The sequence below is a fragment of the Candidatus Brocadiia bacterium genome, assembly GCA_041658285.1.
GTDB lineage: Bacteria > Planctomycetota > MHYJ01 > JACQXL01 > JACQXL01 > JBBAAP01.
In genome coordinates this window covers 36,565-63,325 of sequence record JBBAAP010000013.1, presented here as the reverse complement: position 1 = coordinate 63,325, position 26,761 = coordinate 36,565, and the positions used below count along the sequence as shown (strand labels likewise).

Here is a 26,761-nt window from a genome sequence, read left to right as displayed (position 1 = left end):
CCTTCCGTAAAAGATATTATCGGAGTCGAGTCGATTTTTCAAGGAGTTTTCTCCCCCCAAAACTCCTTGATATCTGCAACTTATTCCCCTTCATTCCTTTGTCTCAAATGCGCTGACGTTGAACACTATACTTTCATTTGCTCAATTAAATCATTGGTTTTACTTTGAAGTGTATGGCAATAAATTAAAACATTTGAGAAATGACCTTAAATATGTGTATCCAGAAATTGAGAACCCCCAAATACATGGGAAACCTAAAGCCGTTTTATTATTAACATTGATACCTTTAATTATTTTGCTTTTTGATATAGTGGCATTAATTTATTTATCCAACAAAGATTATCTAATAGAATTAGGAATCCCCATATTAAGTTTAATTATCGTGATATATATTATTTTCTATTATTGGTTTAGAAGCCACTTAAAGGCTCGGTGACACAGAGTTATAGGAACACCTGATTTATTATTGTTTATCCCGCTGGAATAAGCGGGATTTAAAATGTTGTAACCCCGTCATACGACGGGGTCTAAGACCCAGTAAAGGTCTTCCGCCCTTTCAGGTCGGAATCCCTAACTGGCTCTAAGAGAAAGGGGGTGACGCAAAACTATGGTTGATTCAAACCCCGGAACTGGCAATGCGGCCAACGGCAAGTGGCTTAACCTGGCCCCGGCTCAGACCAAACTCAATACCCTGTTTATGGATATCCTGGAGCACCCCGGTTTCGGCGAATTGCACGTGAATGTCAGAATAATGAAGGACGCTAGAAAGGAGGTTATCCTGAACAGCGGTAAGGAATACCGCTTCGTCCTGGTCCAGGCAACCAGCATGGCAGACGAGAAAAGAATCGTCTAATCCAAGACGCTTGTTCCCGCCGTCGGCGGGGACCTCTCAGGAGATGTTTCGGCATATCGAAAATCACCTCTACCTTACAAATCGTACCCTATAGTGTATAGCCCGTGGTCTTGAGATAGCAACCCGAGACCTCAAGGGCGCGACCCGAGACTTCAAGGGCGCAACTCGAGACCTCAAGGGCGCGACCCGAAACCTCAAGGGCGCGACCCGAAACCTCAAGGGCGCAACCCGAAACCTCAAGGGCGCAACCAGAGACTTCAAGGGCGCGACTCGAAACCTCAAGGTATGGCAAGAATATGAAGAAAGGATGGTGAATTATGCCAAAAATGAACGATGACAACTTTTACAACTTCCAGGGCAAGGTGGTCAACAAGGTGGTGACCAACGCGGTGGCCTGGGGCATCCCGCCGACCCCGGTGGCGGACCTGACCGCCCGCCGGGCCGCCTATGAGCCGCTCTATGCCAAGGCCCAGGAAAAGAAGGACCGGACCGCCGGCGACGTTGACCGGCACCGCCAGATGCGCAAGACCTATGAGAAGGAAATCCAGGTGTTCGTCAACGCCTGGCTCAGGTATAACTCGTTGATTACCCGGGACGAGCGCATAGAAATGGGCATTCCGCCCCGCGACCTGGAGCCGACGCCCAGGGGACAGATTGAGACCCTCCCGGTGGTTTCCCTGAATGCCATCGGCGGCGGCGACATCAAGGTCCGTTGCCAAGTCACGACCGATGCCACCCGCTACAGCAAACATCCGCTGGCCGACGGGATTGAGGTCAAATACACCTGGGTGCCTAAGGGCGAAATGCCGCCGGAAAAACCGGAGGACTGCAAAAACGCCCTAGTCTCCAAAAAGGCGCAGTTTATCGTCCATTGCGGACCGGGAAACGTCGGCGAAACTTTCTGGGGATTTTTCCGCTGGGTCAACCTGACCACCCCGGCCAATTCAGGCCAATGGTCCAACTCAATAAAGGTGGTGATTTCGTAGAATCAGCAGGTAGAAAATTAAATTTACCACGAAGGCACGAAACCCAGAAGGCGCGAAACAACTTCGTGTCTTGGCAATTTCGTGTTTTCGTGGTAGAAAGGGGGAATTTTATGACACTATTACCGGGCGAGGTAAAGACCGAAAATATCGCCGCCAATGCGGTGACCACGGCAAAGATTGCAGAAGGCGCAGTATCGGCCTCACGCCTTGCAGGAAACGCTGTAACGACCGAAAAACTGGCCACCGGAGCAGTTACCGGCTCGAAACTGGCCGATAATGCCGTGACCGGCTCAAAAATCAGGGACGGCATAGTCCGGGCCGAAAAGATTGCCGCCGGAGCCGTGACCACGGCTAAGATTGCCGAAGGCGCAGTATCGGCCTCACGCATTGCCGACCGGGCCGTTACCAATGAGAAACTCGCCTCCGGCGCCGTCACCGGCGATAAAATAGCCAACGCCACCATCAGCCAGGCAAAACTGTCATTCACTCCCCCGTCCGTGGCCAGACCGATTACTCCGGCGGTCAGCACCGCGGAAATCGCCGACTCCGCCGTCAACACGGATAAGATTGCCGACAGCGCCATCACCGCCGCTGAGCTGGCAACCAATGCGGTCGAGACGGCCAAAATCAAGGACGGAGCCGTCACGCCAACCAAGCTGTCGTTTACGCCGCTGACCAGACCCATTTCGCCACAGATTAACACGGATGAGATAGGTGATTTACAAGTTACCACGGGGAAAATTGCAGATTCGCAGATTACAAATGCCAAATTGCAGGATAGGTCGGTAGACTGGGCCAAGATTGCGCTGAGCTCCATCAACCACGAACTGCTCTACAATATCGCCCTGCCCACGGACGGGCAAATCCTGTCGTTCGATGCGGCTTCGGGCAAGTTTAACTGGATAGCTCCGCCCACCGGCGGTGCGGGCGGGATGCAGTTGACGCTGATGCCCACGCAACCCTTGGTTTTCTCCGAGAACTCGATGACCGACATAGACCAATTGGTGGACCTGTCGGCGGTGATACCGGCCACGGCACAGGCGGTGATTGTGGAGATGCAGTTAAACGCTATGAGCGTGCCGGTCGGTATGGAGCAGATACTGACCGTGCTTGGCAGAAGGTCCGGTTCTGATTATGGGAATTCAACCATACACTTTATATGGCAAAACATTGCTAATATGAACAACAACGCTTATAAAGAAGCGACGTTAGCAGTAGACGCACTTAGACAAATCAAGGTGATGATTACTAAGAGTGGGCAATTTACATCTGTAAACTTATGGGTAAAAGGTTATATAGAGTAGACATGCCCCGATATTCATCGGGGTCTAAGAGCCAGTAACTCGCTATGCTCTAACTGGCTCTAAGAGAGGCGACACTGGCGGTGGATGGCGGGCGACAGATAAGGGTGATGATTACAAAAAGCGGTCAGTTTTGTAGTACGAATATTTGGCTGCGTGGTTATATCGAGTAGGCTACTTATCCCATTCGCTGGCGCTCAGGGATCTAAGTGCCTCTACGTCACTTTGTTCCTAGTGGCACTAAGAGAACGGAGTGTTTACGAGTATCAATATTTGGCTGAAAGGGTATATTGAATGAGTTTGCGAAAGGGCGCTGAATCGTCAGCGCCCTTGGGGTTATTTTTTATAAGCCCCGGATTTGACTTCTTCCTTGAACTTGGTTATCTGCTCGGATAGATTGTCCTTTTTCTTCTGGTCGGTTTCGGCGTTATATGCCCGTTCCAGATAATGAACGGCGCAGTCGCCTTCAATCAGATATAATGATTTTCTTGCAAACCTTGCTTTTTCTCCGTTACTGCTTCCATCTTTCATGCTGAATTTCTTCTCGGCTTCTATCAGGTCTTTTTTGCCATCTTCTGTTAAGGTGTGGCGGAAATGTATTCTATTTGTGCCATTGCGCAGTAAATCAATGAGTGGTTTTATGGTCGGTTTACCTATCTTGGTTAAAGCATCGTAAACCGCTGATTGAAGAGATTCCATCGCCAATTGATAATCAAGGCCAAATACGCCTGTCGATGTCTCGTCATCAATGAGGAAACACATAAAGCTGATTAATGGCTCCACGGCCTCAACGGCCCTGAGGTCGCCCAATAAGAGAATCGCTGCCTCGGATGGAACGGACCGGCGATTTGGTCGGTTTTCGACAACGCTTCGTTGATAGTCATTAACCACTTCAAGTAATGCGTTAATTTGCTCGTTTCTTATTTCTTTAATGCGAGTGGTCTCTTTGGCAATGGTTGATTCATTCTTGATGGCAGAGATTATCCTGTCTTTCTCGCTCAAGTCATTTCCGGCGAAAAGCAGTGGAAGCGCCAATGAAATAATCAAAAGCCCTAGTAATGAAAAGGTAACGTTCCTCATCTTAAACCTTCTTATTGATTCTGGCTACCCTTGGGTTATTTAGGCTGGGTTTTCTTCTTGTACTCCTCGTACCATTTTTGAAGCTCCGTTGCTGTATCCTTTGTTGATACCCCTACTCCTACCACCTGTCCATCTGTAATTGCTTTTGCGGCATCCTCCGCAATATCAACTGATAGAGGTTTAATAGAACTATAAAGCTTATAGTCGATTCTGCTTAGATATCTACTCAAATATGGAATTGACTCTATGCTTTTGGTTTCTTTAAATATCAGAAAATATAAAGATAATATTATATCATACAGGCGATTCTCTCTTGACTCTTCAATTTTTCCACTGGCTTCTAACTGATTAAATCTCTCAAAGATTAAGGGAAAAGAAATCTCTTTGTGTTCTATCAAAAACTCGGCTTCTTTTGTGTTTAAGATATTTGTGTTTGTGATATTCTCATCTATATCTGTATAAACGCGGTCTACTTTCAACCAGAATTCTTCTGTGTTTGTTTTATCTAAAATCTGGTTTATTTGTTTACTAAGCGCTATTGACCCATTTGATTCAGTTGTTTTGCAGGCCGGCAAAGAAACAAATATTAAACTCATTACAATAAAGATTATAATGTAAATTTTCATTACTTCTTTTCTGCCGGGAAGATTTTATTAACCCACTTAGTCCATTCGGGGTAATCTGGGTTATTCTTGAAACGTTCAGAAAAAGTAAGGGCAATAGATTGGAGTTTATCTTTCAATGCTGGGGCACGATTAAACAATATGGATTCTTTGTCTCTAATCTCCTTAAACGGGCTAAATGGCCCGCCCAAGGATAAATCGTCAATAAAAAGACTGATTAACCGCATATACTTGATTCCTTCCTTGGGGTTAGTAATCTGTGAGAACTTCTGGCTGGCTATATCAATCAATACCTGCTTCTGATTGTCATTCAGTTGAGCCAGCAATGGAATAGTATGTTGACTATAAAACTTGTTTTCTTCGCTGAACTCATGGAGCATAAAAAGAGCTATGCCATAGGCCAAGAACCGTCGTTCAGGTGTGTCTATGCCTTTATTAGCCAGAGTGTCAACCAGATCAATGGCCTTGTTTAAACCGGACCCTTTCGCATCTTCAAATGTTTTAAATGCCATACCTTTATTATTTGCCCGGAGATAATACCAATGCAGACTCCTGACAAATGATAAAAGCAACAAGTCCTGATTATTGGAATTAAGCAACCAGTCCTGCTGGCGTATTTCAATGGCTTTTAACTGCTCATTATACGACATATACGGTTGGTTTTCCGTAGGCTTCCATTCTTTCATTATTTCATCAAATGTCGGTATCGGGGCTTTAACAGTTTCTTTCCATATCTTTATTGCTTCGGGTGAGATAAGCCCCAGTGATTCGCCAATAGCGTTTAGAATTTTGGCATCTTTACCTTTTCCCTTGCCAAGAATAATTGAAGTCGGCTCGCTGTAAAGGAAGTGGGCAAGTCCGGGATAGTCGTAACGAGATCGGACAAATGACCACGGACTATGATGAAGATCAATATCCATATCATTATACAAATATGAGAAGGATATTTCTTTTGTTTCCGGGTTTCCGTAGATAACAGATTGGATTATTAATTTGCCTTCTCTTTTGAAAAGACTACGGGGATAAACCTCCAGCATGGGACATTCAGCGAGTTCCTGCATATATTTTTTGAGTATTTCTTCTGATTTTTCCTTGGGGGTGTCATTAGGAATATTCGGTTTCGTTATCTTTTTTAACGGGACAAGAACTGGGCTCCCATTCCATGATAGACAGGGCTCATCTTTGGTTATTATTACCTTAGCAATGGCGCAGAATTCTGATTCTTCTATGCAGTCGTCTATGTCCTGCCAGAGACATCTGAGCAAAAGGAAATCGTCCTCGCCCTTGTTGGCAAATGTAGTGAAGTTACGCTGGGATTTATTTTCAAGTTTAGCATAACTTTCCTGGCATCCGATTATAGTAATAATCAAAAAGGCAATGACAACAACCGAGATTATGTTAAAGTTTTTATTTTTCATTTACTTCCCCCTTTTATTATATCTTCTGCGATGTCATTTGCTAGAGGCGGGCCTAGCACAGGTATTTTGGTATTAGGCCAAGTGCCTTTCCCTTCGCCTCGCCTTGGCGGCCGTGTTGTATCATCTCTCGTGACTGTCCCTTTACCGTTTTGGTCATATTCAACATCATAATCAATTATAAATTCCTTCCACCACAGATATCTAATTTCACCAGTAGAAGTATTTCGTGCAATCTCCCACTTAATAATATCAATATAGTATTTTATTTTCGTTAGCCGGGTATTGTCTTTTTGTAAGGGGTATTCCCTGGTGTGTGGGTTATCAGAGAGTACTGCCATTTGTGTTTTACCCGTCGGAGTAAATGCTTCACTTGAGAGATACTCAGGAACACAGGAAGTGAGATGATCCAGTAAAGGTAATTTATCTTGTGGAATACTAAATATGTCTGGTGTAGTGCCGTAATAGGCTATAATTGTCCATGATATCACATTTTCAAGGAGACCAAGTTCCCAACTACTCGTGGTCTCATCATGGTTGGTATTAATAGTCGCGCTTCCTCCCACATCGAGCTTAACAGAAGTTGCAACTGAATTATTAGTAGGGGTAGCTGGTATGGGTTGTCCAATTAAATCAACACTCACTTCGGGTATGACTTGTGTACGGACTACCTGAGCGGAGTGAGTGGTTAAAACAGCCGTACCATCGGTTGGCGTAAAGACAAAGATTATATCTATGTTATCCGTGTTTGTTATGGCGTGCACTTGAATAGCGGGCGGTGGTGGTGTACCCGAAGTAGTTTGACCTGTTAATGTGCCAGTAACCTTTACTTTGCTGGAGTCAGTTGGGCTGACTGTCCAAGAATAAGTCCCGCTTACGCCGGTTGGTGAAATAGTTGCTACATAGGTCATTGTAAAACATTCTGGATGATAAGGAGAGGGAGTGCTAAGAGAGGGCATATCCGCTCTTATACCACCGCCCCACCGTTTTATTTCTACCCCAACTTGTTGGGACGCTTGAATCAAAGGAACTAATGCCAGTCCGGCATTAGTTTCGATGTGTGTTCCTGTTTGAGCTATGATGTGATTGCCCAGTGCGCTAAGTTGATTGGCATACGCCGTCAGATTGCCTCTTGCGGCTGAGTCTTGAGCCGCTGAAAGTTGCGAGATGATAGAATTGTAAGTCCCCGAAATTCCCTCATTAGTTATCAATCCTTGCTGATAGTATTGAGTGACCAAATCTGTCAAATATTCTGCGCTGATTGCATGAGTTTCGATTCCAACTGGTTCGGAAGGGAAACTATAATTGCTTTGCCGATAGGCTTTTACGCGGTATCCATACCATGTTTGTGGCTCGAGATTTGCATCGGAGAAAGCAACTATGTTCGGGCCAACTGTCGCAATCTGGATAAAACCTGAGCCGTTCCATCGCTCTATTATAAATCCTTCTTCAGTTTGAGAGTTATCCATCCAAGATAGATTTATTTGAGAGATAGAAACAGCCGTGGCCGTTAAATCAGAGGGGGATAATAGAAAAGTAGTAGCATTTACTTCATTAGAATATCCACTACGACCATTCTCGTTATAAGTCTTCGCGCGGTAATAATAGGTTGTATCAGGCGAAAGGTTAAAATTTGGGATACGAATCATTGATGGCGCAGAGGGACTGACAACGGGATTAACAAATATCACTTCTGCATAAGTTCCATATAAACCGATTTTGCGTTCTATGATAAATCCTTGTTCATCATCTGAATTATCTTGCCAATCTAGGTGAATCTCCGATGTAGATTTCGGCGTTGCGACTAAATTAGATGGGGCATTGGGTGTGGCTTGGGGCCGGGTCATGGTTACGCTTGACCTTAAATAATCAGTCAGATGCGACGCATGCCAGTTATATGCGGTGTTAGTGTCCCAAATTAGGTCGAATACGGCGTTGGATGTAGAAATCACTTGGAACCCCAGCCTTAACGGAACCGACCCATACATGCCGCCGGCATAGGTCGAGGTGTATAAGCGGATAGCGCCGAGATTGGTAATATTGCTTATTCCCTTAGCAATCAGAGACTGGTAATCGGCTCCGTTTGGGTCAAGCGATGCGCCGTAGCCCGGCTCTATGGATCCGACCGGTCCGCCGCCGTTGTAGGGTGGTTGGGTCCAGGCATCAGCCCATGCCGAACCCGTATTACTGATAGCAGTATTCTCTATATAATCATAATAATAATTATTGCCGCCTCCGCCGTATGCGGGATTTGTGGTGGCGGTTGTCCACCAGGTCCAGAATCCCCAGGTGGCTGGATTTTCCTCGATGCTGACAGCTCTGAGTTTAGTTGTATCGTATAAACCCAGGATATTGCCATAGACATAATCCGGCGCGGTGGCGTCGAGTTCGAAGTAGACCACGTCGCCTAGGTTTTGCACCACTACGCTGGCAGAGCCGTTTGGGCCGGTGACTTCATAAGTCCAGCCGGATAATATAGCGCTTAATGCGGTCAGGGATTTGTCGGCCGAAGAGCCGGTTTTGACCTTGGGCGGAGGTATGTAGTGATTGCCTTTTGGTTTTTCGGAAGCGCTGTAACTAACTCCTATAATTCCAATCAACAATATGGCTACTAAAATACCTTTCAGCTTGCTCATACATCCTCCTTTTATTAGGATAACTGATTCTTGATTTGACTACTGCATTTTTCATAAGGTCTAATAGACGGGACTATACATTATAAGAAAACATTGTCAATAAAATATCGGGAATAATGTCAATTTATTTGGCTACACATAAGATAAGTAACAGGAGAGAGTTAAGCCTCCTGTATAAACTATGGACTATAGGGTCGGGAGCGCTGGGAAATTAAGTGGCCCTGAAGTGGATGGCATGATGGGAAGCACGCCGATCCGAAGTTGCAGCAGCATTTAAGAAATGGGAGCTTCAGGGCCGGTGATAAGTGTAAAAAGCCAGAACGGGTTAGTCAAGAAAAATCCCGCCTGAAAAAGTCGCCCGCCTGCCTCGGGCAGGGGTAGGCCCGCCCAAATCAGCGGTTGGCATTAAAGTTAGTGCGCGGCACCCGGCAGGACGTGTTTACTGTCCGCTTTATATTCCTTGGCACGATGGAAATGGTCGGTGTAGTTGGCGATATATTTTTGGGTTATATCTGGGTCGTTTTTTATTATCATCAGTTCTTCGGTACCGGTGGTGAATTGTAAATTTCCCGTTATCACGGTCAGTTCGTCTATAATCATTATTTTTTTATGGGCGAGGGTGTATTCGGAATCAACCAGCGCCGGAATATTACTGCCGCGGAACAGTTTGGCGCCGGAATAGCGCCCGGGATCCTGGATTTTGCTGCTGAAGATAATCTCAACGGCTACGCCCCTGTTGGCGGCATCTATCAGGGCGTCGGTAACCGGCTCGGAAGCCAGCGAACGCACCTGGACCTTTATTGATTTCCCGGCCGATTTTATCTCTTTTATTACGGCTTCGATGGCGCCGCCCTTAGGCGAAAAATAAACGCTGATATGGGGCGTTAATGAAGAGTTTTCCAGCGCGATGGTGAGCTGTTGGTGCTGCCTGATGTCGTGCCAATACAAAACGACAAAGCATGCGACCAGAAGAAAGATCCCGATATATCCTAAAAAGAACAATTTACGTGGAGACATTATAAATATAGTATCGGACAGATAGCGGGTTTGCTTTACCGTTATTTCTTATTAGGGACGTTTTCTTTTATCACCCGCTTATGCCAATAAAACCAGGGTTTTATACGCTTTATGTTGACTTTTTACCCAGTCTATACATATTATGATGCTGCTATATTTTTATGGCACAGAAACAGAAAATACTCGTCATAGACAATGTACCGGATGCCAGGAGCTTGCTGGTTGCCTTCCTGGGCAAGCTTGATTATGAGGTGCATCAGGCGGAAATCGGTATTGAGGGAGTCGAGATGCTGGCCCGGGAGCGTTTTGACCTGGTGTTCTGCGATTTAGTGATGCCGGCGATGGACGGGCTGAGCACGCTGGCCTTGATAAAGAAAAGGAATCCCCATCAGCCGATCGTGATGATGGGCGCTTCCGCCACGCACGATAAAATCATCGGGGCGCTGGACAAGGGCGCCGTTGATGTGCTGGCCAAGCCGTTCAACCTTACCCAGATCCGGCAGGTGGTGACCAAGGTGCTTAATCCCAGGCTCAGGGCCAGGCCGGAATACAATTCGGACACCTCGCATATGTTGCGGGAAAGTTACGTGGGCATATTGCGGATAATCATCCAGCTGACCGAGGCCAGGAATAAATATCTGAAAAACCATTGTTCGCGCGTGGCTGAGTATTCCAGCCTGATAGCCAAGGCGATGTTTATGCCCGATGACGTGGTCGAGGTGATAAACTGCGCCGGACTGATGCACGATATCGGCAAAATCAGCCTGAGCGACGCGATACTGATGAAAGACGACAAACTGACGCCCCAGGAATGGGCCGACGTCAAGATGCACCCGGTGCTGGGCAGCATGATGATGGAGCAGCTCAAGCTGTTCCGGGCCGAGGAGCCGCTGATACGGCATCACCACGAATGGTTTGACGGCCATGGTTATCCGAGCGGGCTGGCCGGAGACAAAATCCCCATCGGCGCCCGGATTATCGCCGTGGCCGACGCCTACGACGCCATAGCATCGACCCGGCCTTACCGCGAGGCCCTCACTCCGCATATAGCCCTGAACACCATCAGGCAGAATTCAGGCAGCCAGTTCGACCCCAAAGTCGTCGATGCATTTTTTGAAGTGGTGAAACAACAAGAACCGGCGCCCGGTTAGAATACCTTTTAGATTATTTAGACTGCTACTCTTATTTATCCGTTTTTGTTGTTAAAAGATACTTGCCTTTATAAACCGTTTTTGATACGCTTTATCCGAAAATACAGGCGACAAAAATGCCCGCAAGCTTTTAATTAAAGGAGGTTGTTATGGGTTTATTCGCGAGAAAAGAGGCAGACAGCCCGACTCCAAAACAGACCGCAAAATCAACAGCCACCACTCCACCGGCCGCCTCGACCGCCGCGACCACTTCGGCCCAGCAGATGAAGGACGTATCCCAGACCATACGCATGGCCGATAACCTGAACGACCTTTTAATCCAGACTTCAGCCCGGGTCAAGGAAGCCATCAACGCCGACCGGATAACGATTTACGTGACCGATTCCATCCGCAATATCATCAGTTCCCGGATAATGGACGGCGCCGAGGTCAAGGAGATTTTCGTCCCCATCAGCAATGAAAGCATCGCCGGCTATGTGGCCAAGAATACCAAGGTGGTCAATATCAAGGACGCCTATGACCTGAACGAACTTCAGCAGAAATACGCGGACCTGTTTTTCGACCGCTCCTGGGACCAGAAAACCGGCTACCACACCAAGCAGGTCATCGCCCTGCCGGTAATGTTCAAGGGCAAAATCCAGGGCGTTATCCAGTCCATCAACAAGAAAGGGCCGGACGCCAAGGAGGGGTTCTCGGACAAGGACGCCCAGATGCTCCAGGACGTAGCCGAGGCGCTGGCGCCGGACCTGTACAAGATAAAGTCCTTCGAAGACAGCATGCACGAAATCAACTACCACAAGAAACTCAAGAAGGTCACCGATAAAATCCATTCGGCGGTCCATATTGAGGAAGTTCTGCCGGCCATCACCCAGGAGTTGCAGGCGCTTTTCGAGGTGGACGGCATTTCCATATACATACTCGATAAAACGACCAACGAGTTGACGTCCAAATGGCGGCTCCAGGATAATATGGAGGAAATCAAGATTCCCATGGACAACAACAGCATCGCCGGTTTCGCCGCCAAGAACAACAAGATGGTTTCGGTCATCAACGCCTATAACGAGGCCGAGCTGGTAAAGATAAGCACGGAGTTAAGGTTCGACAAGCGCTGGGACGAGAAATACAAGAAAAAAACCAAAGGCATCATCGCCATGCCGTTGATATTCGGCGGAGCGGTTAACGGCGTGCTGGAATTGATCAGCCGGAAAGACGGGCTGCCTTTTTCGGACAAGGACATAGAAATCGCCCGTGAAATAGCCACGACGCTGGGCATCGCCATGAGCCGTCAGGTGAAAGTGGTCGGTAAGCGCAGCAAGTACGATTCGCTGGTCTCGGCCAACCTTATTTCCCCGGAGAAACTCGAGGCCGTCCTGAAAAAAGCCCGGGAGACCAACGATTCGCCCGAATCCGTTTTAACCCACGACTACGGCATATCCAGCCAGTCCATCGGCCGGTGCTATGAACAGTATTTCCGGACGGAGTTCATCGGCTTTAACAAGGAGATGCCCATCCCGGTGGATTTAATCCAGAACCTGACCCTGGAAACGCTCAAGAACGAAATCTGGGTGCCGGTGGAGAAGAAGGACGATGACGTCCTGATTGCCATGGAAGACCCCAAGGATATCGTCAAGCGCGACAACATCCAGATTCGGTTCAAATCGGCCCATTTAAAGTTCTGCGTCAGCACCAAAGACGACATCATAAACATCATCGACCTTTTCTACGGCGTTGCCAGCAGTTCAGTCGTCGGCACCGAGGATGTCAGCGATATCCTGGGCGAGCTGAAACAGGAGGTCGACAAGGAAGCCAAAGAAGCCGAAGGCAAGGAAGAGCTAAAGGAAGACGATTCGGCCATCGTCCGGCTGGTCAACCAGATAATAGAGCAGGCATTCGCCCGCAAGGCGTCGGATATCCACATCGAACCCTACACCGATACCGACACGATTATCAGGTTCCGGGTGGACGGTTCGCTCCAGGAAATAATGAAGGTGCCGCGCCATTACAAGAACGCCCTGTCGTCGCGCATAAAAATTATGTGCAACCTGGACATCTCCGAACGACGGATGCCCCAGGACGGCAAGATAAAATTCAAGAACTACGGCAAGCTGGACATCGAACTGCGTGTCGCCGTTCTGCCCACGGTGGGCGGCAACGAAGACATCGTCATGAGGATTTTAGCCGCCGGCAAGCCGCTGCCCCTGGATAAGATGGGCCTGAGCGAGAATAATTACAAGAACTTCAGGGCCATAATGGACAAACCGTACGGCCTGTGCCTGGTGGTCGGCCCAACCGGTTCGGGAAAGACAACCACCCTGCATTCGGCGCTGGGCTCGGTCAACACGCCGGATATGAAGATATGGACGGCCGAAGACCCGGTGGAAATAACCCAGTACCAGCTCCGGCAGGTGCAGACACTTCCCAAAATCGGGCTGACCTTCGAGCGAGCCATGAAGGCCTTCCTCAGGTGCGACCCGGACATTATCATGGTCGGTGAAATGCGCGACTTGGAAACCACTGCCACCGGCGTCGAGGCATCGCTCACCGGGCATCTGGTCTTAAGCACGCTCCATACCAACAACGCCCCGGAAACGGTTACCCGCCTGCTGGATATGGGCATCGACCCGTTCTCCTTCGCCGACGCGCTCCTGGGCATCCTGGCCCAGCGCCTGGTGTTGACCCTTTGCCCGGACTGCAAAGAAGAATACCATCCGACCAAAAAGGAATTCGACGTCTTAAGAGACGAATACGGGAATACCGCTTTATTCGACAGCAAGTTCAAATATACCAATGACCTGATGTTCTTCCGGGCCAAAGAAGGCGGCTGTAAAAAGTGCACCAACCGCGGCTATCGCGGCCGGATGGGCATCCACGAACTGCTGGTCCAGACCGACGCGACCAAGGCGATGATTCATAAAAAACCCAAGGCATCGGACCTTATGGAACTGGCTACCAAGGAAGGCATGGTCACTTTGAAACAGGACGGCATAGAAAAAGTCATCAAGGGCTTTACCACCCTGCACGAAGTCATGGCCGTGTGCATCAAGTAAGTGGTCCGGCCACGGGTAAGGGAAATGGGAAAAGGGTTAGAGCAAGGCCACTACGCTCTACGTAGCGCCGTCATCGTCATCATCTTCTATCTGATTGATGGATAGCGGGTATTCGATGGCGATATTCTTGATTTCAATCGGGCAGGGATAACCTTTGCGGTCTTCGTGCCGTCCGATTGCCGGCAGGCCGACGGCCTGGAGATGACGGTCAAGGTCGCGTATAGCCTGGTCGGCCCGCTTCTCCATAGATTTGTCCATACGGCTGGGGTAGATGCTTTTACGCCAACCGCACATCTTGGCTACCTGATACCGGTTTATGTAAATATGGTCCTTTGTCCCGCGGTAGTCGTTAGCCTCTTCGTTTATGCCCCGTAATAACCAGCAGATGTGCCGGGACAGGTTGTTAGTCTCTTTGCCGTTATAATGCAGGCACCCGCTGTCCGGGCTGGTCATAGCCAGGTACGGCACATCGGGGTCAAAGGAAATGTCGTGGCGGCAGGTCGGGTCTTTGACCGAAGGCTCCACCGCTTTAGACCGCGGCTTCCAGGTCTTGGGACGTTTATGATACTTGCGTTTTTTCATCTGCCCGTTCTTATCCGGTTTAATAAACTACTTCATCAACAGCCACATCACGGCCTTTTGGGTATGAAGCCTGTTTTCCGCCTCGTCCCAAACCACGGAATGCTTGCCTTCCAGGACGTCTTCGGTGATTTCCTCGCCGCGATGGGCCGGCAAGCAGTGCATTACCAGGACGTCTTTCCGGGCGTGGCTCAATAACGCGCGATTAATCTGATAGGGCTTGAATATCTGGACGCGTTTTTCGTGTTCGGACTCCTGCCCCATGCTGGCCCAGACATCGGTGTAAATGACATCGGCGTCTTTAGCGGCTTCGACCGGGTCGTTGGTGACAGTAACATTAACCTTGGTCTTCTTCGCTTCATCGATGGTCAGGCGGACTATTTCCCGGTGCGGTTCGTAGCCTTTGGGCGTGGCCACCGCCACGTGCGAACCGACCTTGACCGCGCCAAGCATCAGCGAATGGGCCACGTTGTTGCCGTCGCCGACGTAGGTTATTTTTAGGTTTTTAAGCGTCTTGCGTTTTTCGTATATGGTCAGTAAATCGGCCAGCGTCTGGCAGGGATGCTCGTAATCGCTCAGGGCGTTAATGACCGGCACCGAGCCGTAGCGGGCCAGGTCGACCACGTCCTGGTGCGCGAACACCCGGGCAATGATTCCGTCCACGTAGCGGGACAGGGTCCGGGCCGTGTCCGGGATGGTCTCGCCGCGCTTGAGCTGGATGTCGTTGGATGAAAGATACAAGGCGTGGCCGCCCAGCTGGAACATGCCCACCTCGAATGACACCCGGGTCCGGGTCGAGGGCTTCTGGAATATCATACCCAGGGCCATGCCTTTGAGCGGTTGGGGATGCTTCTTGGCCTTCTTTATCGACTGGCTCATCTTCATTATGCCCATAATCTCCGAACCGGAAAGATCGTTAATCGACAACAGGTGTTTGGTTTTTAACTTCATACAATCTTCCTTTCTGAATTATAAATCACTCAAATAAACGCCCTTTATTTATCCTGAAAATATACTTATGTAAAATAGTATGTCAAAATATTCAGGTTATAGTTTAGCCGCCAAACAATGGGCTAATATTTCAGGAGCTCCCGGCTAAAGCCGATAATAGTATATCATATGTTAGATATAGAATTCATCCGCAAGAATCCAGATATCGTCAAGGCCGCGGCCAAGAATAAGGACAGCAAGGTGGCCATTGACACTGTCCTGGAGCTTGACGCCAAACGCCGTGAGCGGATTACCCGGCTGGATACGCTCCGTTCCGAACGCAATAAGGCGTCGGAAGAGGTGGCCAAACTGAAGAAATCAGGCCAGCCAGCTGACAACATCATCAGCCAGATGAAGTCCGTGGGCAACGACATCAAACAGCTGGAAACCGAGCTGGCATCGCTGGAAACCGAGCTTGAGAGCCTGCTTGCCTGGATACCCAACGTCCCGGCCACGGACGTGCCGATCGGCTTCGGACCGGAGTCAAACCTTGAGGTGCGCCATTGGGGCAAGCGCAAGGAGTTCGCGTTCACCCCCAAGCCACACTGGGAAATCGGTGAAAAGCTGGGCATCCTGGCCCAGGATAGGGCCACCAAGATGAGCGGCTCCGGCTTCATACTGTTCATGGGCATGGGTGCACGGCTGGAGCGGGCCCTCATTAATTTTATGATAGATTTGCATACCGGCAAACACGGCTACCAGGAGGTATCGCCTCCGTTCCTGGTCAACCGCCAGTCGATGTACGCCACCGGCCAGTTGCCCAAACTGGAGCAGGATATGTATGCCACCAAGGACGATGACCTGTTTTTGATTCCCACGGCCGAGGTGCCGCTGACCAATATCTGGCGCAATAATATCATCGAGGCAGATAAACTGCCGTTGTATTACGTGGCATATACGCCCTGCTTCCGGCGCGAAGCCGGCTCTTACGGCAAGGAAACCCGCGGCATCACCCGGGTCCATCAGTTTGACAAGGTCGAGATGGTCAAATACGTCCATCCGGAAACATCGTTCGATGAACTGGAAAAACTGGTGGTTAATGCCGAGGAAGTCCTGCAACTGCTGGGTCTGGAATACCGTGTCATCAAGCTCAGCACCGGCGAGATGAGTTTCTCGGCCGCCAAGACGTATGACATCGAAGCCTGGGCTCCCGGAATGGGACAATACCTGGAGGTGTCATCCTGCGGCAACTTCACCGATTTCCAGGCGCGCCGGGCTAACATCAAGTTCCGGAATAAGGACGGAAAATTACAGTTTGTCCACACGCTCAACGGCTCCGGCGTGGCACTGCCCCGCACCGTCATCTGCCTGCTGGAAACCTATCAGAAACCTGACGGCACGTTTGAGATACCGGAAGTACTCAAACCGTATATGAAATAACTATGTTCTACCCGATAGTACTTTTGACCATTGCCAACATATTCATGACTTTTGCCTGGTACGGTCATCTCAAATACAAAAGCGCCCCATTGATACTGGTAATCATCATCAGTTGGCTGATAGCTTTTATCGAGTATTGCTTTCAGGTGCCGGCCAACCGAATCGGTTCGGCCACTATGTCAACCGCCCAGCTGAAAACGATACAGGAAGTGATTACGCTAATAGTATTCTGCGTGTTTTCAGTATTCTATCTTAACGAACCCCTGAAGTGGAATTATATCGTGGGCTTTATGTTGATGATTGCGGCGGTATTCTTTATCTTCAAGTTCAAAGCTTGCTGAATCCCATCGCCCCCAACCGCCCTGCCCATATCCTTATTAATATTTAACTTTCCAGATTTTGATAGTCTTGTCAAGACTACCCGAGGCCAGGTGCGTACCATCCGGGCTGAATGACAGGGCGTGAACCCAGTGATTATGAGCAACAATCTTTTCCAACTCCACGCCGGTAGCCGCGTCCCAGAGCCGGATGGTGTTATCCTGGGCGCCGGAGGCGATTATCTTGCCGTTGGGACTGTAAACAACCGAACGTATCCATTGGGTATGCCCTTTGAGCGTATTCAGTCGTATGCCGGTTGTTGCATCCCAGAGCCTGATGGTATTATCAAAACTGCCCGAGGCCAGGGTCTTGCCGTTCGGGCTGAAGGTCAGGGTAAACAGCAGGTGCGTGTGCCCTTCCAGGACACGGATAACTTTATATGTAGCTAAATCCCAGAGCACAATCTTATTATCATGCGCGCCAGAGGCGAGCATCTTGCCGTCCGGGCTGAATGCCACAACGAACACCTGGGCCCGGTGTTCATGGAGCGATTGGATTTCCTGGCCATTGGCCACGTTCCACAAGCTGGCCCGGGCGTTATCATTACCCGAAGCAAGCCTCTTGCCGTCCGGGCTGAAAACAACGTCCCAGATAGCGGATGGAGCGTCAATAGTCCTGACTTCCTCACCGGTTATCGGATCCCAGAGTTTTATTAAACCATCGTCTGAACCGGATGCAACCAAACTACCATCCGGGCTATAAGCCACTGACCAAACTAACCCGCTGTGCCCTTCAAGGCTATGTATTTCATAACCACTAGTCATATCCCATATTTTTACGGTTTTATCTTGGCCGGCTGAAGCCAGAGTCTGACCTTCCGGACTGTAAGCCACCGTGAAAACACCCTCGGTATGTCCGGTTAATACCCGCTCCAGCTCCAGCATGGATTTCTTTTCTACCGACTTGGTTTCGGTCAATGCCACGGGTATGGCTATAACCAGAGCCAATCCGATTATCAACAGTACCGGATAAAGTTTATTTCTCATAATACACCTCTCTATTTTATAGTCTGATGTTTCACTGCGATATCATCGATTAACCTGTCAAGAGCCTTGTAATCTTCTGCTTTAGGATAGCCTTTGGCAAATACCGGCGGAATAACCTCGACTTTAAGGTTAGGCAGCATCGAGGTAATCACCTCGGGCACCTTGCCGGCCCAACCGTAAGAACCGATGATAGAGGCAAACCGGGCCTTGGGCCGCAGGGCGTTGGCCAGATAAGTGGCGTAAACAGCCGCCGGGTGCGGACCGACCAGCACGGTCGGAGTTCCAATAATGATGGTCGCCGCGTCCACCAGAGCCATGGCCAGCTGGCCGATATCGGTCTTGGGCAGATTGAATGGTTTTACGGCGATATCTTTCTTCATCAACCCGCTGATAAAATAATCTATCATCCGCTTGGTGCTGCCGTGCATAGAAACATAAGCGATAACCACTTCGTTCTTGACCTTGTCCGATGTCCAATCGGCATAGGCGTTGATGATGAATTCCGGCTTGTTGTACACCGGACCGTGGCTGGGAGCTATCAGCTTTACGCCCAGCGCTTTGGCCTTCTCGATATGCTTTTGTATCAGGCTCCGGAACGGCATCATTATCTCGGCATAATAGCGCTTGGCCGCCTCGTATACCCGCGGTTCGTCGGTGACATAAAGGTCGCTGGTAGCCAGATGCGAGCCGAAGAAATCGCACGAAAATAGAGTCTGATCTTCCTTGAGAAATGTCACCATAGTTTCCGGCCAATGCACCCAGGGCGTGTAGATGAATTCCAGCGTCCGGTTGCCTAGCGATATCGTCTCGCGGTCCTTGACCTCGATAAACCTATTATCCGGTATCAGGAGCAAATCCTTAAGCATCTCCTTGCACTTTGGCGTGCAGACGCACTTGGCCATCGGGTAAGCAGCCAGGACATCCGGTATGGAGCCGGAATGGTCCTGCTCGGCGTGATGGGCGATGACGTAATCGATGCTGGTTACGCCCAGCTCTTTGAGGTTATCCATCAGCACTTCGCGCTTGGCCGGGTCAACTGAATCTATCAGCGCGGTCTTATTCGAGCCCTTTATCAGGTAACTGTTATAGCTGGTACCGTCCGGCAAAGGAATAAGCTCGTCAAATAGACGGCGGTCCCAGTCAATGGCGCCGACCGTAAAAACATCCTTCTTCAGCTCTCTTATTTTCATATTAATCTATCCTTTCGAATTTATCCTTACCCACGCCGCAGAGCGGACAGACCCAGTCGTCAGGAATATCCTCGAAGGCGGTGCCAGGTTTTATGCCTGATTCCGGGTCGCCCTTTTCGGGTTCATAGATATAACCGCATACGGAGCATTTATACTTCTTCATTTTACTGTCTCCTTCCGGTTTATCCTCTTTAATATAAGTAGGCGCACTGGCCGGAGCCGTTCCGCGCTTGACTTTATGGTAATAATCGTAGGTCATGGCTTCGGCATTGCCGGTGATTTCGGCGTCTATCACCCGGCCGATGAATATGGTATGCGTTTCCACGTCAAAACTGCTGACAACCTCGCATTCCAGGTAACCGATAGAATACTGCTCCACTACCGGCGCGCCGGTCTGGCCGGCCCGGTACCGGACGCCTTCAAATTTATTAATATCCCGCCCGCTCTTAAACCCGAACGTGCCGATAAGATTCATGGGCATATCCTGCGCCAGTATCGAAACGGTGAATACTTTGCCGACCGTGATGAATTCGTGTGTCAGGTTCTTTTTGTTGATGCTTACGGCTATGGTAGCCGGCTCAGAGGTCACCTGAAATACGGTATTGGCAATCTGTCCATTGATTTTATCCCCTTTTTTGGAGCATATCAAGTACAAACCGTAGCTTATTTTGTAGAATGTTTTAGGGTTCATCGTCTTATTCAATTCTTACCCGGCGAATGATCCTTGGATAGTTGCTCTTCCAGGTATTTTATGGCCATCTTGGCGTCTTCCTGCTCCTCGCCCAGCGGCGCGACGTCAAGATAAGTTTTATATTCCTTAAGCGCTTCGGCCAGCTTACCCAGCTCTACATAACTCCGGCCCAGTTCGTAACATATAGTCGCTTCCATATCGATATCATCCACCGGATTATTCCCCCGGGCAATAAGCAGATATTTAACCGCGTTCTCATATCGGCCGCCGGCCAATTCCAGCCGGGCCAGTCCGGTATAACATTCAGGATCATCAGGTTTATATTTTGCCCCTTCCTTAAAACAGTTGTAGGACAGGTTATAATACTTGGGGGCATCATCCTTGTATTCAGTCGATGCCAGGAATTGCTCATACATAAAATAATAGGCGTAGCCCAGCTTAATGTAGGCATCGGCGTAGCCAGGCTTAAGAGCGATGGCCTTGCGAAATACCATCTCGGCGCGCTGGGCCTGTTTGTTATTCAACCAGCTTAGACCCAGCTCGTAAAAATCTTCGGCCTTCAGTCCGGACAGGTCGGCATCCGGAGTACCGCCGCAGCCGCAATACGTCAGGATAATTAAAACGGCTGCCAGTAAAATTACTTTCTTCATATCTGTGACAACGCCTTTCTGACTATTTCCTCAGTGGATGACTTGGGCCCGAGAAGTTTAACCGCGTCCTTAACATTTTTCTCCGCGGTGATGCGCTGGTAACCCAGCGAAACCATGGCCAATATCGCATCGGCCGCCGCGGACCGGTCGGTGGACGTAGTAAAATCACTCTGACCCATAGGTAATCTGGTGCTGACAGTCTCTTTCAGTTCCATAATGATTCGTTGAGCTGTTTTCTCACCGACGCCTTTTATCTTGGCCAGGAACTTGACGTCATCAGATATAATCGCCCGGCAAGTCTGCTGGACCGAAGCGCCCGAAACGATGCGTAACGCCATTGACGGCCCGACCCGTGTAACCATCATTAAAAGCTGGAATAACTGGCGCTCATCGCCGGTAGCAAATCCGTAAAGCCCTATCTCAGTCGCGCCCATGCCGCCTGATATGGCCAGATGTGCGAATAATTTCACCTGTCCTTCCGCCGGCAAGGCATCGTAAGTTGATGCCGGTATCAGAAACTTAAAAGCAATGCCGTTGACTTCCAATACCGCGGCGGCCGGGTTCTTGCTCTTTATTTGTCCGATAAAATAATCAAACATAAACCTCTGATTTCACTGATTATGTTATCCGATAGAAACCCTGTTACCGCCGTATTTCTTGGAACGATACATCGCCTCATCTGCTGATTTTATCAGTGAATAACTGCTCTGGAAAGGACGCAGGCGGCTGACGCCGATACTGCCGGTAATTTGCTTCTTGAATGTTTGTTCTATCTGCTTGCGTATCTTGTCGGCCGAACGCATGGCCATATCTTCATACTGGCCGGGAAGAAGGATGACGAATTCGTCACCGCCGTACCTGAAAGCTGTATCAATCTTAGGCCTGATGACCCTATGGACAATCCGGCCGACCTCGTGCAAAACCTTATCGCCTTCGAGATGACCTTTGGTATCATTGTATTCCTTGAAACCGTCCAAATCAATCATTATCAGGCTGAGCGGGTTCTTGGTGTTATTGGCTTTATCCACGGCTTTGTTTATCATAACGTTAAAATGTCCGCGGTCAAAAAGCCCGGTCAGGCCGTCCGTGATGGCCATCTTAAGGACTTTCTGCTCCAGCTCCTTGCGCCGGCGGATATCCTTGGCAATCCCCAATGTCCCGATTATCCGTCCGCTGGCGTCGCGGAAATAGGTCATGCTGGTGCTGATCGGCATCATCCGACCGGACTTATTCTTCAGCCGGGTCTCGTAATCTATAACCTTGCCGTATTTCTTAAGGGTATCAAGAAGCTTGTACCGGTCTACCGGGTTGAAATAAAGGTCGGAGATAGCCTTGCCAATCAGCTCTTTCTTGGCATAACCCAGAAAATACTCCACGGAATTGCTGCATTCGACGACCTTGCCATGGTTATCGCTGATGACAATCATATCCGGCGAGGCCTCCAGAAATATCTGGAAATAATCTACAGCCTTAGGTGAAATCTTATTCATAATCCTGATTAGGATATACTTTATAGCCGTGCAGTCAAGTTTATTAGTGCGTCACATTCCAATTTCCTTGACATTCCGGGATTCCTTTATAAATTAAATTACGTAGTGTCGTTATAAACTGTCTATTGTTATATAGTATATGAGAAATTATGACCTATCCCTGACACCGCACTTGGTTGCCCGCTACCTGGGCAAACCGCCGGCCGATTTCACCCGGGCCGACCTGGTTAAGTTCATCAAAGCCAATAACATCCAAATGCTCAATTTCCGCTATGTGGGCGGCGACGGCCAGCTCAAGACCCTCAACTTCGTGATTACCGGCCTGAAACAACTGGAAAGCATCCTGGCGGCCGGCGAACGGGTAGACGGCTCATCCCTGTTTTCCTACATCGATGCCGGCTCCAGCGACCTCTATGTCATCCCACGCTACCGGACCGCGTTCGTCAACCCATTCTCGGCCATACCGGCCGTGGATGTGCTCTGCTCTTATTATACCAGCAAAGGCGACCCGCTGCCCAGCGCGCCTGAACGCATCATCGCCCTGGCCCATCAATCGCTCAAGTCCGCTACCGGGCTGGGCATGGAAGCTATGGGCGAACTGGAATATTATGTCTTGTCCGGCAAGAATCCGCTTTACCCCAGCAACGCCCAGCGCGGTTACCACGCCTCCGCCCCGTTCGCCAAGTGGGAATACCTCCGCCTTGAGGCCGTCCAGGCTTTGGCCTCAATGGGATGCTCCATTAAATACAACCATTCCGAGGTCGGCCATATCCCCGATGCCGAGATGGAAATGGAACAGCACGAAATAGAGATGCTCCATATTCCCATAGAAGAGGCGGCTGACCAGGTAGTCCTGGCCAAGTGGGTACTTCGGATGCTCGGCCATAAATACGGCGTGACCGTGTCCTTCGCCCCTAAACTGCTGGTCGGACATGCCGGTAGCGGCATGCATATCCATACCCGGCTGGTCAAGAATAACCGGAACATGATGCTCGACCATAACAAGCTGAGCGATGTCACCCATAAGGTCATCGCCGGCTACCTCAAGTTGGCCGCATCGCTGACTGCCTTCGGCAACACCGTGCCGGTATCTTATCTGAGGCTGGTACCCAAACACGAAGCGCCGACCAACATCTGCTGGGGCGACCGCAACCGCTCGGTGCTGGTGCGCGTACCGCTGGGCTGGCGCAACGAACGCGATATGGCCCGCAACGCCAACCCGCAGGAAAAGTCCAAATCGCCCGGCAATAGCGACAGCCAGACCGTGGAATTCCGCTGCCCGGACGGTTCGGGCAACATCCATTTATTGATGGCCGGCCTGGCCGTGGCCGCCCGGCACGGGCTGCAGATGGCCGGCGCGCTCGACCTGGCCCGCAAGCTATACGTCGATGTCAATATTTTCCACGATGAGTTCAAGAAAATACAAAAAACACTGCCACAGCTGCCGCTTTCCTGCTGGCAATCAGCCGACTGCCTGTTATATGACCGGGCCGTTTACGAGAAGGATAACGTCTTCTCTTCCAAGGTCATTGACGGCATCGCCAAGAAACTCAAAAGCTACGATGACAAGAACCTAAGCCATAGACTATACGGTAAAACCCAGAAAATAAAGGAGCTGATTAACCAATATCTACACTGCAGCTAAAATAGGACGCAAATTTTCACAGGCCTTCGGAGTTCTGATTATCCTGTAAATCTGCGTACCATAAAATATGCCTAAACAAGATTACAACGATCTGAAATTCTACCAGGGCTTGGGCTTCAAGTCCGGCGTAGAGATACACCAGCAGTTATTCACCGCCAAAAAGACCTTCTGCAATTGCCCGGCCGGGCAGTACACTCCGAAATACGACGCCGAAATCCTGCGCCATATGCGCCCGACCCTATCCGAACTGGGCGAATACGACGGCTGCGCCCTGATGGAATTCAAGACTAAAAAGCAGGTCATCTACCGGCTCAAACGCGAAACCACCTGCACCTACGAGATGGACGACACCCCGCCCTTCCTGGTCAACCAGGACGGACTGGATATCGTCATCGAAATCGCGCTGCTCCTCAACTGCTCGCTGGTGGACGAAATGCACATCTCGCGCAAGCAATACCTGGACGGCAGCATCCCGACCGGATTCCAGCGCACCTCCGTGGTCGGCATCAACGGCTGGATACCCTATAAAGACCGGAAAATCGGCATCAGCCACATCTGCTACGAAGAAGACGCCTGCCGGGAGATATCCGACGTCGGGCACAAAATAGTATTCAAGACCGACCGGCTGGGCATGCCCCTGATAGAGGTCATCACCTATCCGGATATGCGGACGCCCGAAGAGATCAAGGAAGTGGTTACCGAGCTGGGACGGCTGATACGCTCCACCGGTAAGGTCCGCCGGGGCATCGGCTCGGTCCGCCAGGACGTCAATGTCTCGGTCACCGGCGGCTCGCGGGTGGAAATCAAGGGCGTGCCCAAGGTCGGCTGGATTCCGACCCTGACCCATCACGAAGCACTGCGCCAGCGCGACCTGCTGGCCATATCCAAACTGCTGGCCCAGCGTAAAATCACCGAGGCCGGACTCAATACCCCAAAAAAAGATATCACCAAAGAATTGGCTAATGCCAAATCGGAAATAATCCAATCCGCCTTGTCTGCCGAAAGCGTGCTGGGCGGCATAAAACTCACCGGACTGGCCGGCATCCTCAACCAACCGGCACAGCCGACCAAAACATTCGCCGACGAGATTGCCGGACGGCTCAGGGTAATTGCCTGCCTGGACAAGATGCCTAATTTCTTCCATACGGACAAGTACCCGGAATATCCCGGCTCGGCCGAAGACCTGGCGCAGATAAAAAAAGCGCTGGATATCGGCAAGGACGATGCCGGCGTGGTAGTCTGGGGCTCGGCCGGCGACGTGGCTACGGCACTGGAAGAGACCCGCCTGCGCGTCATAGACGCCGTCAGGGGCGTGCCCAACGAAACCCGCCAGCCGTTCCGGAGTGGCATCAACGACTTTGAACGCATCCTGCCCGGCGCCAACCGGATGTATCCGGATACCGACTCGCCGCCCACCCGGATAACCAACGAGCGCATCGAAGCCATCCGGGCACAGATGAAAGAACCTCCGATGGTCAGGGAAAAACGCTACCTCGGGCTGAGCATCCCGCCCCGAATATCTTGGGAACTGGCCGACTCTATCCGGGCAACAGCTGCTGATAGGATATTCAGCGACACCAAGGCCAACCCCACACTGGTAGCCGTGACGCTCACCCAGCAGATGAAAGCGCTCCGGCGCAAGGGCGTGGACGTAGCTAAGATAACCGACAGCGCCCTGACCGAAATGTTCACATTGTATGCCAAAGGCGCGTTCTATAAAGAAGCCATCCCGGCCATCCTGTCCGAATTGCCGGCAAACGGCAAAGACGGCGTTAAAGGCGTGATTGACCGCCTGAAGCTCAGCCCCATACCCGAAAGCAAGTATGACAGTTCAATCAAAGAAGTGATAAAGGCAAACGCATTCAAACCCTACCATACCAAGGATACCGGGATAGCCGACAAAAAGGTCCGCTACTACGCCGGGAAAATAATGAAAAAATATCTGGGTCGAATAAATGGCCAGCTCCTGAATAAATATATCCAACACCAACTTGCATAAAATTATCCTACTGCTCATTTCACTTGAACCATAATCAACAATTCCCTTTGTGCTCTTAGTGCCTTTGTGGTGAGATTATAAACGGCACGGTCCTGGAAAAACTCATACAAAAAGTAATCTAAACCCAACATCTACGACCATTTCTTTTTTATCTTCAAAGCCGCGAAGGGAGATATGGATTTCGGTTCAATACGTAGGTAATGCCAGTAGTTATTGTAGGTAGAGCCGATAGTGATTGCAGGTGGGGCTGATAGAAGTTGTAGGTAAGGCCGATAGAAGTTGTAGGCAAAGCCGGTAGAAGTTGTAGGTAGAGCCGGTAGAAGTTGTAGGCGAGGCCGATAGAAGTTGTAGGTCAGGCTGGTAGAAGTTGTAGGTTAGGCCGGTAGTAACTGCAGGTTAGGCCGGTAGTGATTGCAGGTAAGTCCGGTAGTTATTGTAGGCGAGTCAGGTTAGGATAGAGGGTGAGGGGGTATCTACCCCTAGTCTGGGGGAATACCCCTATTTTGGGGTATTTTGAGCACAAAATCCTCAGTGAAGGTGCTAATTTAAATATTTCAGAAAGCTGAATCTACCAGCTTAAAATATGAAATTTAGCACCTTCAGGTTAATCCGGCTATTAATAATTTTATGGTAAAATAAACGGTTTTAGCCCATCTTTCCTGTACATATAAATG

General features: G+C 49.8%; 22 protein-coding genes. 9 read left to right on the top strand and 13 right to left on the bottom strand.

Annotation, left to right across the window (positions count from 1 at the left end):
* The first annotated feature begins 607 nt into the window (after positions 1-607).
* From WC980_09965 to WC980_09955, 3 genes are all read left to right on the top strand, one after another.
* On the top strand, positions 608-853 hold the full coding sequence (locus WC980_09965) for a hypothetical protein (GenBank protein ID MFA5795372.1): 246 nt from the start codon (positions 608-610) through the stop codon (positions 851-853).
* Positions 854-1,170: 317 nt separating this feature from the next.
* Positions 1,171-1,839: a hypothetical protein gene (locus WC980_09960; GenBank protein MFA5795371.1), complete on the top strand. Its 669-nt coding sequence runs from the start codon at positions 1,171-1,173 to the stop codon at positions 1,837-1,839.
* A 110-nt stretch (positions 1,840-1,949) separates the two neighbouring features.
* Positions 1,950-3,143 carry a hypothetical protein gene (locus tag WC980_09955; GenBank protein MFA5795370.1) on the top strand — a complete coding sequence of 398 codons (1,194 nt, stop codon included), beginning with the start codon at positions 1,950-1,952 and terminating at the stop codon, positions 3,141-3,143.
* A 333-nt stretch (positions 3,144-3,476) separates the two neighbouring features.
* Here WC980_09955 and WC980_09950 read toward each other — a convergent pair whose 3' ends face one another.
* From WC980_09950 to WC980_09930, 5 genes are all read right to left on the bottom strand, one after another.
* Positions 3,477-4,220, bottom strand: a complete 744-nt coding sequence (locus WC980_09950; protein MFA5795369.1) for a hypothetical protein — start codon at positions 4,218-4,220, stop codon at positions 3,477-3,479.
* Positions 4,221-4,255: 35 nt separating this feature from the next.
* Entirely contained in the window at positions 4,256-4,846 is a 591-nt protein-coding gene (locus WC980_09945) for a hypothetical protein (GenBank protein ID MFA5795368.1), read from the bottom strand.
* The gene (locus tag WC980_09940; GenBank protein ID MFA5795367.1) at positions 4,846-6,261 is read right to left on the bottom strand and encodes a hypothetical protein; all 1,416 of its coding nucleotides are present in this window, start codon (positions 6,259-6,261) and stop codon (positions 4,846-4,848) included. The genes WC980_09945 and WC980_09940 overlap by 1 nt, the downstream gene beginning before the upstream one ends.
* Entirely contained in the window at positions 6,258-8,894 is a 2,637-nt protein-coding gene (locus WC980_09935) for a fibronectin type III domain-containing protein (GenBank protein ID MFA5795366.1), read from the bottom strand. Before WC980_09935 ends, WC980_09940 begins: the two co-directional genes overlap by 4 nt.
* A gap of 411 nt (positions 8,895-9,305) precedes the next feature.
* Positions 9,306-9,911 carry a phospholipase D-like domain-containing protein gene (locus tag WC980_09930; GenBank protein ID MFA5795365.1) on the bottom strand — a complete coding sequence of 202 codons (606 nt, stop codon included), beginning with the start codon at positions 9,909-9,911 and terminating at the stop codon, positions 9,306-9,308.
* Between the two features lie 161 nt (positions 9,912-10,072).
* Between WC980_09930 and WC980_09925 the strand changes: the two genes are divergently transcribed.
* Together WC980_09925 and WC980_09920 are read left to right on the top strand one after the other, a co-directional pair.
* Positions 10,073-11,062 carry an HD domain-containing phosphohydrolase gene (locus tag WC980_09925; protein ID MFA5795364.1) on the top strand — a complete coding sequence of 330 codons (990 nt, stop codon included), beginning with the start codon at positions 10,073-10,075 and terminating at the stop codon, positions 11,060-11,062.
* A gap of 149 nt (positions 11,063-11,211) precedes the next feature.
* Complete coding sequence (locus WC980_09920; protein MFA5795363.1) at positions 11,212-14,109, top strand: GspE/PulE family protein; 2,898 nt, start codon at positions 11,212-11,214, stop codon at positions 14,107-14,109.
* Positions 14,110-14,166: 57 nt separating this feature from the next.
* Here WC980_09920 and WC980_09915 read toward each other — a convergent pair whose 3' ends face one another.
* Positions 14,167-14,691, bottom strand: a complete 525-nt coding sequence (locus WC980_09915; GenBank protein ID MFA5795362.1) for a hypothetical protein — start codon at positions 14,689-14,691, stop codon at positions 14,167-14,169.
* 27 nt (positions 14,692-14,718) lie between these two features.
* Complete coding sequence (gene argF, locus WC980_09910; protein ID MFA5795361.1) at positions 14,719-15,639, bottom strand: ornithine carbamoyltransferase; 921 nt, start codon at positions 15,637-15,639, stop codon at positions 14,719-14,721.
* A 168-nt stretch (positions 15,640-15,807) separates the two neighbouring features.
* Between argF and serS the strand changes: the two genes are divergently transcribed.
* Positions 15,808-17,058: a serine--tRNA ligase gene (serS, locus tag WC980_09905; GenBank protein ID MFA5795360.1), complete on the top strand. Its 1,251-nt coding sequence runs from the start codon at positions 15,808-15,810 to the stop codon at positions 17,056-17,058.
* Positions 17,059-17,060: 2 nt separating this feature from the next.
* Positions 17,061-17,399 carry a DMT family protein gene (locus WC980_09900; protein ID MFA5795359.1) on the top strand — a complete coding sequence of 113 codons (339 nt, stop codon included), beginning with the start codon at positions 17,061-17,063 and terminating at the stop codon, positions 17,397-17,399.
* Between the two features lie 36 nt (positions 17,400-17,435).
* On the opposite strand, the gene WC980_09895 is transcribed toward WC980_09900, so the two are convergent.
* The 6 genes from WC980_09895 to WC980_09870 are packed head-to-tail and all read right to left on the bottom strand — an operon-like array spanning position 17,436 to position 22,443.
* Positions 17,436-18,422, bottom strand: a complete 987-nt coding sequence (locus tag WC980_09895; GenBank protein MFA5795358.1) for a WD40 repeat domain-containing protein — start codon at positions 18,420-18,422, stop codon at positions 17,436-17,438.
* A gap of 11 nt (positions 18,423-18,433) precedes the next feature.
* Positions 18,434-19,612, bottom strand: coding sequence for an FprA family A-type flavoprotein (locus tag WC980_09890; GenBank protein MFA5795357.1), 1,179 nt, complete (start codon positions 19,610-19,612; stop codon positions 18,434-18,436).
* 1 nt (position 19,613) lies between these two features.
* Positions 19,614-20,303: a flavin reductase gene (locus WC980_09885; GenBank protein ID MFA5795356.1), complete on the bottom strand. Its 690-nt coding sequence runs from the start codon at positions 20,301-20,303 to the stop codon at positions 19,614-19,616.
* A gap of 8 nt (positions 20,304-20,311) precedes the next feature.
* Positions 20,312-20,953, bottom strand: a complete 642-nt coding sequence (locus WC980_09880) for a tetratricopeptide repeat protein (GenBank protein ID MFA5795355.1) — start codon at positions 20,951-20,953, stop codon at positions 20,312-20,314.
* Positions 20,950-21,552: a Holliday junction branch migration protein RuvA gene (gene ruvA / locus WC980_09875; protein MFA5795354.1), complete on the bottom strand. Its 603-nt coding sequence runs from the start codon at positions 21,550-21,552 to the stop codon at positions 20,950-20,952. Before ruvA ends, WC980_09880 begins: the two co-directional genes overlap by 4 nt.
* A gap of 24 nt (positions 21,553-21,576) precedes the next feature.
* Entirely contained in the window at positions 21,577-22,443 is an 867-nt protein-coding gene (locus tag WC980_09870) for a sensor domain-containing diguanylate cyclase (GenBank protein ID MFA5795353.1), read from the bottom strand.
* A gap of 139 nt (positions 22,444-22,582) precedes the next feature.
* On the opposite strand from WC980_09870, the gene WC980_09865 reads away from it, so the two are divergent.
* On the top strand, positions 22,583-24,088 hold the full coding sequence (locus WC980_09865) for a glutamine synthetase family protein (protein ID MFA5795352.1): 1,506 nt from the start codon (positions 22,583-22,585) through the stop codon (positions 24,086-24,088).
* Positions 24,089-24,155: 67 nt separating this feature from the next.
* The gene (gatE, locus tag WC980_09860; protein ID MFA5795351.1) at positions 24,156-26,087 is read left to right on the top strand and encodes a Glu-tRNA(Gln) amidotransferase subunit GatE; all 1,932 of its coding nucleotides are present in this window, start codon (positions 24,156-24,158) and stop codon (positions 26,085-26,087) included.
* The last annotated feature ends 674 nt before the right edge of the window (positions 26,088-26,761 follow it).